Raw genomic sequence first — 11,183 nt, 5'->3', positions numbered from 1 at the left:
AAGAGGTGAGTCGTTTGCTGCAAGTTTTACTGGATGATACGCTGGGCACGGTCTGGGATATTTCCGAATTGGTCTCAGAAGCAACCTGGAAAACCACGCGGGTGATTCAACCCGGAAGTCTCGACTTCCGCATGATTGCCTCGCCGCAGATTACCGTGGCTAACGGCAACATCGTCCGCGTGAAGTGGGATGAGGTTCCGTTGTTTTATGGCTATGTATTTTCCATCAATCGCGGGCAGGGTGAGGAGATTTCGATCAAGTGTTATGACCAAATGCGTTACTTGAACGCTAAAGATACTTATGTGTTCAAGAATATCACCGCTGCGGCCGCCGTGAAACGAATTACCGATGATGTCGGCCTGAAATGGGGACATGTTGCCGATACGAAATATGTTATTCCAACGCTGATGGGCGATGGAAAGAAGCTGCTGGATATCCTGTCAGAAGCTTTTGACAAAACGGTTATTAATACCGGTATCATCTACACCCTTTACGATGAGTTCGGAGCACTGGCCGTACGGGATTGTGCCAAAGAGATGAAGCTGAATTTGCAGCTTGGTGATCAAAGCCTGCTGTACAGCTACTCTTATGAGCATAGCATCGACAGCGACACGTATAACTACTTCAAATTGGTGCAGGACAACCAGGAGACCGGGCATCGTAATGTGTATGCCGCCAAGGATGAAGCCAATATCGCCAAATGGGGCAAGCTCATTTATTACGATAAGGTGGACGATAACCAGAATGCGGCTCAAATTAACAAGTTGCTGGACATGCTCCAAAAGCTGAAAAACCGCGAGACGCGGCGACTTAAGCTGGATGTGCTTGGTCAGCCGCAGCTTCGTGCAGGTTGTCTGGTTGCGGTGAACATCAGTGCTCTGGGGATGAACCAGGACTTCTTGATTGACGAGTGCTCTCACCAATTTCGTGGGGGCGAATATACCACTTCTATAGATTTGAAGGTGATTTAATGGGGTTGGCGAACAAAATCCGTCAGCTCGGCGCCGGGGCGGTCGATGCGTCCAGCCCGGTGTCTGTGCTGTTCGGTAAAGTGATGAATACGGCTCCGCTGGAAATCCTGGTCGATCAACGTTTTACCATCGATCAGGATTTTTTGGTCGTTACGCAGCAAATGACCCGCTATGAATTGGACCTGAAGCACAGGCACAGGACCAGTGCGGAGGATACCCAGGAGTCGCTGGTCGATAAAGTTGTTATTCGCGAGGGCTTGCAGGCCGGGGACAGCGTATTGCTGCTACGCATGCAAGGCGGTCAAAAATACGTCGTATGGGACAAGGTGGTGAGGTGATGATCCCACAAGGAGGAAGCTTGATGCCGGACACCGTCCCGGTGGAGCAACCAAGCCGTACCTACAAGCTGGATGTGAGGCAAGGCCGTATGGCGGGAATGGCGGACGGACTGGATGCGGTAAGGCAGGCGGTTTATAAAATATTGCATACCGAGCGTTTTGCCCATTTGATCTACTCAGGAGACTACGGCTTTGAGCGAGCAGGATTGCTTGGAGGCAATCCTGACTTTGTACGTTTGGAGTTAGGACGCCGGACTCGCGAGGCGCTGCTGGCTGATGAACGGATCTCGGATATCACAGATTTCCGGATTGAAATGCAAGGAGATGAGGCGGAGGTCAGCTTCACGGTGCTGTCCGTGTATGGGGATTTCCGCATGGAGGTGAATATGAATGTATGAGCATGAGACTTACGAAGCCATTCTCTCCCGGATGCTATCCCGGGTGCCGGATACGATTGACAAGCGGGAGGGCAGCATCATCTATGATGGGCTAGCCCCGGCGGCGGCCGAACTGGCTCAGATGTATATTGAGCTGGATCTTAGCTTTGGCTTGTCCTTTGCGGATACCGCTAGTGGGGATTATTTATCGCGTCGTACCGCCGAATTTGGCGTAGACCGGCAGCAAGCCACGAAGGCTCGCCGGAGAGGACGCTTCTATGGAGCCCAAGAGGCCCCAATCGATATTCTCCCGGGCAGTCGGTTTTCGCTGAATGATCTGGACTATACTGCCATATCACGAATCACGATCGGGGAATGGGTGCTTGAATGTGAAACACCGGGAGCCGTCGGCAATCAACAGTATGGGGCTTTGCTGCCCATTGATTATGTACCTGGCTTGGTTCGCGCAGAGCTAGCGGATGTGGTTATTCCCGGTGAAGATCAAGAGACCGATGAGGCCTTGAGACTGCGTTATTACGAGACCGTTAATGAGCCTGCCTTTGGCGGAAATGTGGCGGATTATGAACAGACCCTGAATAAGCTGGAGGGTGTGGGAGCCACCAAGGTGTTCCCGGTCTGGAACGGCGGCGGGACCGTCAAGTGTACGGTCATCACTTCTGATTGGAGTGAGCCATCTGAAGCATTTCTCGCCGAATTGCAAACGGCCATAGACCCTACAATGAACCAGGGCAAGGGTTATGGTACAGCCCCGATTGGGCACACCGTTACGGTGACTGGTGTAGCTGGGGTTACCGTAGATGTGGCAACGACGGTTACGCTCGCTCCAGAGACGACCTCCGGTCAAGTGCAGGCCCCGATTGAGGAAGCGGTGACGGCTTATCTGCTGGGATTACGGCAAACCTGGGCCGACACGGAGCAAATTATTGTACGGGTGGCCTTGATTGAGGCTGCCATGTTGCAGGTCCCCGGCGTCATTGATGTGACGGAGACAAGGCTGAACGGGGTAGCGAGCAATCTCACGCTGGCGGCTGAGGAGATTCCGCGTGTGGGGACGGTGATTGTTCATGCCTGAACGCATTTTACCCTATCTTCCTGACTATTACGGGGAGGTGCTGGATTTTATCCAGTTGGCCCGCACCGAGGATTTGGAGCTGGATCAATTGGAGGGAGCGGTGGAGCAGCTATTTGCCGATCAGTTTGTAGAGACGGCCGGGCTTCAGGCGATCAAACGCCGGGAGCGTATGCTGGGTATTCAAGCCGATCCTGCCGTGGAGACATTGGAGTTCCGTAAGCAGCGAATTCTGAACCGCTACCGGACGAAGCCGCCTTTTACCGTGCGCTGGCTGCAAGAACAACTTGACCGTCTGGTTGGGCCGGGCATGACCATTGTGTCGGTGGACCCGGATCGGTTCATGTTGTATGTCACGACGAGCATTGAGAATGCCAATGTCTTCAAAGAAGTTCAATATACGCTGCAAACGGTGAAGCCGGCGAACATGGTCTATCAGCAAAACACGGCGCTCCATGACCGCATCGGTCTGGAAGAGCATGTCGCCAGCAGGTCCGTGACCTGGAACTATAAGCTGGATGGTTCATGGCAACTCGGGGAGAAGCCGTTTGCCACACTCGGAACGGAGGTGCGCGTGATATGATAACCGCCACTTTTAAACAAGAAATTGCCCAGTACGTCCATTCGCGGCTGGCGAAGGTCGTATTGAATGGCAGCTATGAAATTACAGAATTTCAGCAGAGTGTCGTTAACGACTCCACCGTGGTCTTGCAATATCTGATCCCGGCGAACGAGCTGCCGATCATCACGCAAATCGAGCTACGGGATGAGACCGATGCCACACTGTCTATCCACACGGTAAACTTACCCGTGCCATCGGACACGCTCATGCTACAAACGTTACAAATCAAGGAGGTCAACAACTGATGGCCAAAACCGATTGGAGATTTACAGATACCGTCATCCCGGAGGACCTCAATGGAATCGGGGAAGAACTCAACGGACTACGCACCGAAATATCCACCCGCTTCGACCACGAAGCCAACACTCCCCTCACCCTCCAGCCCGGCCTCCAGGTCGTCCACGCTGAAAAGGACGCCCGCTTCAAGCTGGGCGAGATCCGGGGACGGACGTTGGTGAATTTGTTGGGGGTAGCAGGGGATTGTGAGAATGAGACACTATACTCTCAGTTCTCTGGCTCTGCTACACCTACATTTTTTACAACAACAGTGGATGACGCACATTCGGGAACTCGTGGTATTCGGGCTACTTGGGATACGCCTGACATGGGTAGCTCTTTTGCCAAATATGCACCTATCTCACTAGTAGAAGGAAGGACGTACCTTGCTTCTGTATATGTAAAAACAAATAATACAAAAATGGGTGGTAGAGTTGCTATTCGCAAAGCAACAGGAAATGTATCTGCCCCTACAACCCAGCGTAGTACTTCTTACACGTACAGCTATCTTAAATTTATTGCTGACGGTACAGAGTCAGGAGTAGGCTGCTTTTTTGAAGTTAACAACCTACAAGGATTTATATCTTATGACTCGGTTTGTGTCTATGAATTATCTAGTGAGGAGTCTATAGCCATTGATGGCATGTCACCTGAGCAAATCTCTGAGAGATATCCATTTGTTCCTACAGGCATCATTGGAGTGGAAAATCCTTATGTAATTAATACGTCGGGGAATTTGCTGCCGCCTTTCTATGAGTGGAACCTAAATGCTAATCTCATAAATAAAAAGCTAGAAGGGCCATACGAATTGGTGGTTGAAGCAGGCGAAACTTTTCAGTTCAACTATTGCTTAGTTAATGTTCTGCCCCATTCGAACTATGCTTTAAATGTAGAGCACAATGGTTACCTAGGAGTATACCAAAAAGACTTAAAAACGGTTATTTCATACTATTCAAATAACCAATCACATACATTTAACACCGGTGATAATTCAATTGTAGCAATTTGTTTCAGTAATCATCAGCTAGGTGCAGGAGATTATTATTTCAAGCAGCCCATACTTACTATAGGAGCAACTCCGATGCCATTTCAGCCTCAGCAAAAATCTATGGTTGCTTTTCAAACAAAATTATATGCAAATCCTCAAGATGGCAGTGATGCAGATTTACTATTTGAGCGAGACGACATATATTATAAGCTGTTAAAGTGGAAAAGTTATATTATAGATGGTTCCTTTAACTTCTCATTCTATACAAGCTATGCTGGTGGAAAAAATATATCTGTGGTAAAAGGTGCTCCTGCTGATCGAAATCCTAATATTCTTCCGCAAATCATAAAATTCTCAGATACTCCTATTAGACCAGATTCTCCATCAACAACGGCTGATAGATTTAGCTCTGTTAATTGGAGAAATTTGAGTTCACAATATCTCGGTATAAGTATGTTTAATACAGATACTGGTTGGGGAGAAGAGTATGTACCTACTGCTGAGGAGATTAGGGCTTACTTTATGGGCTGGACTATGAGTGTGGCAGGCAGCGCAAGAACAGTTCCTTATAACGGAGTGGGAACTAAAGTTTGGGTTAAAACCACTATGGTTAAAAGCCCAAATGTTACAATGTCATCAAGTGACTATACGTCTGCTTTGCCAATTGATCCTGCGGGTATAGACAGCGCAGGGATATCTTTTTTTCCCTACCAAGTTCTTTACCGTTTAGCCAAAGACGAAGTAGAGCCTGTAATAAGCGAAGGGTCATTATTACTTAATGAGGGCTACAACCTCATTATGGTAGGTACGGGAATTGTTTTGCGTGAGACAGTGCATCCCGGTGGAGGAACAAATAAATTTATTGCTGATACGGGAGAATCCTCATCACTTCTTAAATTTGCACCGAGGGACATCATGAAAGTATATAAAAATTCCTTTGACAATTCTCTGAATTGGGTATTTTATAACTCTGGTGTTAATATGCAGGGTCTGAAAAAGGCAACGATTGAAACTAGTAAGTTCGACTACGCTGCATCATATACCGCAACTTATCTCAAATTAGCCAACTCACCGATACCACCAATCATTGGAACGATAGCCGATAATGAAAAGACTCAAATTCGTAGTTTAACCAATGAACTGGCAAGGGTAAGGCAAGCAGTGTCAGTGCAAGAGCAGAGGACAGGGGCAAGGTATGTAGAATTATTTAATGGTAGCGTGGGGGTAGCGGAGACAATAATTGAGCTTAACTCTGACGTTAAACAATTTGATTTTCTAATTGTCACAACCAATAATAATGGATATACCGATCATATTTGGCAGCACCAATTGCGTGATAATATGTATGTAAGGCAAGCCAATATTGCTGATTTGGGTAATTCCAGAACCCTTAATTTCTCAGAAATGCGGCTAAACCGAGTTGATTCAAGAAAGATAGTTTTTAATTTTACCAATCTCTGGAGTTGGCCTGCAGCGGATAGCTATGTAGCACCTACAGCAACAGCTAATAGCACTTCTAGTGATACGCTAAAATTAATTAAGGTAGTTGGAGTAAGGCTATAATCTTCTGCTATTTTAGTGTCGCTTGCATTGGGGGGAACGTGTTCTAACGAAGGCGAGCGAGTGATGTTTATACTAGCTTTATTGGGCTAAGATAAAGAAATGCGATTATGCTATGCAGTGAAGTGGCATTGCCAAGCAAATACTGTATTACGTAACTTTAAGCAGGTCGATCCTGGGGGATTCTCCAAGGTCGGCCTATTTTTTTGCGTGATTCCCCCGTGGCCCACATTCCTCATTGGCCTGGTGAACACTAACGCTCCTTTCTACCAACCTCCTAACAAATTCCGTCCACCACGGCCACAGTCAACAATCTTAGCAACCCACAAAAGCATCCATGGTCCCTTTCCCCCTCTAGCGAACAAAGCTATACTAAAACCAACGCAAAAGAGCAGATAAGGGAGGAATCCAGGAATGAATGAGGAACGCAAGGATGAGATCGGCAGAAGATTTATTCTGACTCCGGAGTTTGTGGTAGAGGAGCTAAATCAGCTCTCCATTCAGGAATTGAACTTTTTAGTACATACCGCCAAAAGGTTCAAAGAGGAAGAAGCCTTTCCCCATATCTACCTCGATGAACGTATTCAAAGTTTCACTACTACGCTACACGACAAATTTAAAGCTGCCGAAGCACTTTATGTTGCATACGACAAAGCTACACAGTACCCGTACATTGATGGTGAGGGCCGGGTGTGGATTTTTTCCCAGAAGGAATTTGCCGACAGTGCCCAGGACTATTTCATGCAACAACTTGTTATGCTGGAGATGAAAAAGATCGGACAGAAGGAAATCCTTCCTATCCTTGGTTTGTTTCATGTGTGGGGACTCCCTGAGATTTTACTGGATAACGGACAATATCATGTTGACCTCAAGCGGGACGAACTGTTGCCACCGCCCGACTGGAGCGGAACGCCAGAGATCAATATTCCTGTCACCAATCCGGGGTTACAACGAGCACTTCTGCAATTTTTTCAAGGCCTGCATGCACCATCCGGAAGTCAGGAGGCGAGAGAGCAACTGTTGAACGGTCTGGAGGCGCAAATGCTGGATGAGGTACTCCAAGCCAGATATCTGTTGCCTATGCAGCTACAGGAAGCTAATCCCTCCACTGCTGATGCCGAAGGACGTAAGACACTTAAAGAAGGTACAGTTCTGCAATTTGGCGTTTTGAGTGCCGAGGATGAATCGTCCTGGTTGCCAGCATTTACAGATTGGCCCGAATTTGAAAAAGTCTACGACAAAACCATCTGGAGCAGCAACATTGGCACCTATGAGGACCTGCTTACCGTATCTGCTAATATGAGTGGTGTGGTTATCAACTGCCGGGGCGTCGCCCTGCGCATTGATCCCAGCAACCGGGAGCGGATTGAAGCGTACCGCAAGGCACGCGACAGCGCGGGGGAGAACGGAGCTCATACAGCAGATCAGGTGACAGAAACAGTGGAAAAGGTCGTCGTCCCCAAGGATACGAAGGTCCTGCTCGGTGAGCCGGCCAACTATCCTACAGCCATGATCGAAGCGGTGAAGTCTTGTCTTAAGACGCAAAAGTCCGTCAGCGAAGCGTATCTGCGGCTGATGGTTCAAGGTGAGACGCAAAGTTATCTGCTGATCGTGGACACGAATGACGAACCCGAAGCGGTGTTTGGAGCCATTTCTTCGGCGGCCGCTCCTCATTTGCAAGGGATGCCACTTAACCTGGTCAAGCTGGAAGGAACCTGGGCAGAAGAAGCTGCGAACCTTACGCCTTTTTATAAAAAGAAGCGGTTTGGCCTGTTTTAGCGGAGATTACATTAGCGATTATCCCTAAAATAAACTCTAATACTCGAACTAACTGGAAAAGCTCCCGTTAATCTACCGGTAAATTGCCGAAATACTTAAGTTATATGGAATTTCTCCCGCTAATATCTGCGAAATGGTTGGTTTGCACCGAAAACAGGCAAAATAGATGGAGGAATTCCAGCTAAACAGCAAATTTCCAAGAAAAAGTGGAATTTAACGGGAGGATTTCCTGCTAAATGATGTAGTACGCCACTATAATGAAACTCATCAAGCCACTCACCCAGCTACTCACTAAGCAACTTAGCAAGCGATACAGCCCGTAATTAAAGCAATACCACATAGCCACATAACAGCAACGAAAAGACAGAGAGAGCGGAGGATACCTATGACGATGTCCGGCGAAAAAAGAAGCGGCTGGAACCTGAGCAACAGCTATACGGAATTACCCGACATGTTCTATACGCGTCAAGAGGCGAAGCCGGTCCGGTCGCCGCAGGCGGTCGTCCTGAACCGGGAGCTTGCGGAGCAGCTCGGGCTGGATGCTCAGGCGCTGAGCAGCGAAGAGAACATTGCCATGCTGGCCGGCAACCGGCTGCCGCCCGGGGCGGAGCCGCTGGCCCAGGCCTACGCCGGGCACCAGTTCGGGTATTTCACGATGCTGGGCGACGGCCGGGCCTTGCTGCTGGGTGAACAAACCGCGCCTTCCGGCGCGCGGTTTGACATCCAGCTCAAAGGCGCGGGCCGGACGCCCTACTCCCGCGGCGGCCGGCCGCTATCTCGCGCTGCTGCGGGCGGTGATCCGCCGCCAGGCGGAGCTGATCGCGAGGTGGCAGCTTGTCGGCTTTGTCCATGGCGTCATGAACACCGACAACATGACCCTCAGCGGCGAGACAATCGACTACGGGCCTTGCGCTTTCATGGACGCCTATGACCCGGCGACCGTGTTCAGCTCCATCGACTCGGGCGGGCGTTATGCCTACGGCAACCAGCCCTATATCGGAGCGTGGAACCTGGCTCGCCTGGCGGAGAGCCTGCTGCCCTTGCTGCACGAGGATACCGAGGCAGCCGTGAAGCTCGCCGAGAACGAACTGGCGAGCTTCGATGATTACTTCCAGGCAGCTTGGCTGCAAGGCATGCGCGGGAAGCTGGGGCTCTTCGGCGAGCAGCCGGACGATGAAGCCCTGATTCAGCGCTTGCTGGAATTAATGCAGCTTCATCAAGCGGATTTCACCAATACCTTTCTGGCGCTGACCTTTGGCAGGCTGGAGGAGCCAGCGATGGCTGGCACACCGGAATGGGCAAGCTGGCTGGAGCAGTGGAAGACCAGACTGAGCGCACAGGAGCAGAGCCGTGAAGCTTCTCGCCAGCTCATGCTAAGCAGCAACCCGGCGGTCATACCTCGCAACCATCGGGTGGAGGAAGCCTTGGAAGCTGCGGTGGAGCGGGATGATTATACCGTGATGCATCGCTTGCTATCCGTATTGTCGGCCCCTTACGCTCATACGGGGGAGCAAGCGGAATATACAGGCTTACCACCTGCCTGTGATCGTCCTTACCGCACCTTTTGCGGAACCTGAATAGCTGCTGGGACTTAGCTAGTTTGCTTTTAGCCTGGTAACCTATTTATAATGGACAAGACATGATAACGAGCCATAAGCAGGCTGGTACGACAGCGTGATTCAAGGGCACAAAGGGCATGATATAGCTGGAATCATCTCAGACCTACGGAAGTCTTCTGCTACAGAGGGCTTCTTTGCGTTCCAGGCCCTTTCTTGTAAAAGGTGCGCCTGACAATAAGCCTTCATGATCTCGCCAAAAACAAAGGAGCGGTCATTCGCATGATTATTTTTCTCTTCACACTCGGGATTCTCATCCTTGGTATCTGGTTGTTCCTTAGGCTGAACCCGGCCTTTGGCGGCAAGCCGTCACCGGAGCAGCTTCGGCGGTATGCCCAGTCCCCCAACTGGGACGGTCAGAAATTCGCCTACCCCGAGCTTACCCGTTCCTTTCAGGTTTCCCTGGGAAATATGTTGTCATTGGTACGCGATTATATTCGCGGTAATGACCGCATTCGCCCCTCGCGGCCGCTTCCGGTTGTGAAGCTGGAACCTTCGGTATGGACGGAGCCTAATGGCGATAGCATCGTCTGGCTCGGACATTCGGCCTTGCTGCTGCATATCGGAGGCAAGCGGCTGCTGCTCGACCCGATGCTGGGTACGTCGCCGACCCCGGTTAAGCCCTTTGGCGGAAAACGTTATGCTCCCGAGCTCCCATTTGATATAGAGGCACTGCCGCAGGTGGATGCTGTTTTGTTTTCCCATGATCACTACGATCACCTGGATTACGGGACGATCACCAAGCTTAAGGACAAGACGAAGCGGTTCATCGTGCCATTGGGCGTAGGCTGTCACCTGGAACGGTGGGGGGTAAAACCGGAGCAGATCAGCGAGCATGACTGGTGGGATGAACTGGAATGGGAAGGGCTTAAGCTCGCTTGTACGCCAGCACGCCATTTCTCGGGCAGAGGCAGGGGCAAGCGGGATCGCAGCCTGTGGTGCTCATGGGTGATTTATTCACCGGAGCGACGAATATTTTTTAGTGGGGATAGTGGATATGGCCCTCATTTTCAGCAAATTGGGGAAAAGTATGGGCCGTTTGATCTCGCTCTGATGGAATGTGGTCAATATGATGTCCGCTGGGTGGATATACATATGTTGCCGGAACAGACGGTTCAGGCCTATCTGGACGTGCAAGGGAAGCGGCTGCTGCCTATTCATTGGGGAGCCTTTACGCTTGCCCTGCATGATTGGGATGACCCGATTCGGCGCGTGGTCGCACAAGCGGAGATGAGTAGGGTGCCAATGGCTACACCCCAAATTGGTGAGGTACTGCGGCTGAAAGCCGCCGCAACAGAATTGAACGCATGGTGGAAGTAATAAGAGGGTATTTCCAAAGTGATCTTTTGGGAATACCCTCTTTTTGCACATATACATCCTCATTTTGTTGCTTTTTTTCCGCAATATGGCATGAATATCCCCTTTTTAAAGTGCATTGCGCAAAAACAAAGCTTGCATTGCCCAAATTTGGAGACAAGCGGCGCGGAATCAAATTTACAAAGGTTTTCCCCCTCTATATGATGGCAGTGCAAGCGGAATAACGGCAAAAAGCCGCATCATCGAAAC

9 protein-coding genes and 1 pseudogene are annotated in these 11,183 nt (G+C 50.0%); all 10 read left to right on the top strand.

What is annotated here, in order from left to right; translation table 11 throughout:
• The first annotated feature begins 5 nt into the window (after window positions 1-5).
• The 10 genes and pseudogenes from BN3279_RS08690 (at window position 6) to BN3279_RS08645 (ending at window position 10,937) form a co-directional block, all read left to right on the top strand.
• Window positions 6-971, top strand: a complete 966-nt coding sequence (locus tag BN3279_RS08690; protein ID WP_232436790.1) for an XkdQ/YqbQ family protein — start codon at window positions 6-8, stop codon at window positions 969-971.
• 5 nt (window positions 972-976) lie between these two features.
• A complete protein-coding gene (locus tag BN3279_RS08685; protein WP_392396850.1) occupies window positions 977-1,309 on the top strand; it encodes a DUF2577 domain-containing protein in 333 nt (110 codons plus the stop codon).
• Window positions 1,310-1,332: 23 nt separating this feature from the next.
• Entirely contained in the window at window positions 1,333-1,707 is a 375-nt protein-coding gene (locus BN3279_RS08680) for a DUF2634 domain-containing protein (RefSeq protein ID WP_232436789.1), read from the top strand.
• Window positions 1,700-2,779, top strand: a complete 1,080-nt coding sequence (locus tag BN3279_RS08675) for a baseplate J/gp47 family protein (RefSeq protein ID WP_059050218.1) — start codon at window positions 1,700-1,702, stop codon at window positions 2,777-2,779. The genes BN3279_RS08680 and BN3279_RS08675 overlap by 8 nt, the downstream gene beginning before the upstream one ends.
• Window positions 2,772-3,359 carry a putative phage tail protein gene (locus BN3279_RS08670; RefSeq protein ID WP_044480734.1) on the top strand — a complete coding sequence of 196 codons (588 nt, stop codon included), beginning with the start codon at window positions 2,772-2,774 and terminating at the stop codon, window positions 3,357-3,359. The genes BN3279_RS08675 and BN3279_RS08670 overlap by 8 nt, the downstream gene beginning before the upstream one ends.
• Window positions 3,356-3,643 (top strand): hypothetical protein, encoded by a 288-nt coding sequence (locus tag BN3279_RS08665; protein WP_059050217.1) that lies wholly within the window; start codon window positions 3,356-3,358, stop codon window positions 3,641-3,643. The genes BN3279_RS08670 and BN3279_RS08665 overlap by 4 nt, the downstream gene beginning before the upstream one ends.
• A complete protein-coding gene (locus BN3279_RS08660) occupies window positions 3,643-6,225 on the top strand; it encodes a hypothetical protein (protein WP_059050216.1) in 2,583 nt (860 codons plus the stop codon). The genes BN3279_RS08665 and BN3279_RS08660 overlap by 1 nt, the downstream gene beginning before the upstream one ends.
• A 411-nt stretch (window positions 6,226-6,636) precedes the next feature.
• Entirely contained in the window at window positions 6,637-8,001 is a 1,365-nt protein-coding gene (locus tag BN3279_RS08655) for an enhanced serine sensitivity protein SseB (protein WP_082672989.1), read from the top strand.
• 391 nt (window positions 8,002-8,392) lie between these two features.
• A pseudogene (locus BN3279_RS08650) lies at window positions 8,393-9,578 on the top strand (protein adenylyltransferase SelO).
• 261 nt (window positions 9,579-9,839) lie between these two features.
• Window positions 9,840-10,937 (top strand): MBL fold metallo-hydrolase, encoded by a 1,098-nt coding sequence (locus BN3279_RS08645; RefSeq protein ID WP_059050215.1) that lies wholly within the window; start codon window positions 9,840-9,842, stop codon window positions 10,935-10,937.
• Window positions 10,938-11,183 lie beyond the last annotated feature (246 nt).

The organism is Paenibacillus senegalimassiliensis (assembly GCF_001486585.1).
In the GTDB taxonomy this organism is placed as follows: domain Bacteria; phylum Bacillota; class Bacilli; order Paenibacillales; family Paenibacillaceae; genus Fontibacillus; species Fontibacillus senegalimassiliensis.
The sequence above is the reverse complement of the archived record's forward strand: the minus strand, read 5'-3'. Positions and strand labels throughout refer to the sequence as shown.

Coding starts and splice junctions, on each gene's coding strand:
- BN3279_RS08680 (WP_232436789.1), top strand. CDS start 1,333: ATGCCGGACACCGTCCCGGTGGAGCAACCAAGCCGTACCTACAAGCTG.
- BN3279_RS08655 (WP_082672989.1), top strand. CDS start 6,637: ATGAATGAGGAACGCAAGGATGAGATCGGCAGAAGATTTATTCTGACT.
- BN3279_RS08670 (WP_044480734.1), top strand. CDS start 2,772: ATGCCTGAACGCATTTTACCCTATCTTCCTGACTATTACGGGGAGGTG.
- BN3279_RS08645 (WP_059050215.1), top strand. CDS start 9,840: ATGATTATTTTTCTCTTCACACTCGGGATTCTCATCCTTGGTATCTGG.
- BN3279_RS08665 (WP_059050217.1), top strand. CDS start 3,356: ATGATAACCGCCACTTTTAAACAAGAAATTGCCCAGTACGTCCATTCG.
- BN3279_RS08675 (WP_059050218.1), top strand. CDS start 1,700: ATGTATGAGCATGAGACTTACGAAGCCATTCTCTCCCGGATGCTATCC.
- BN3279_RS08660 (WP_059050216.1), top strand. CDS start 3,643: ATGGCCAAAACCGATTGGAGATTTACAGATACCGTCATCCCGGAGGAC.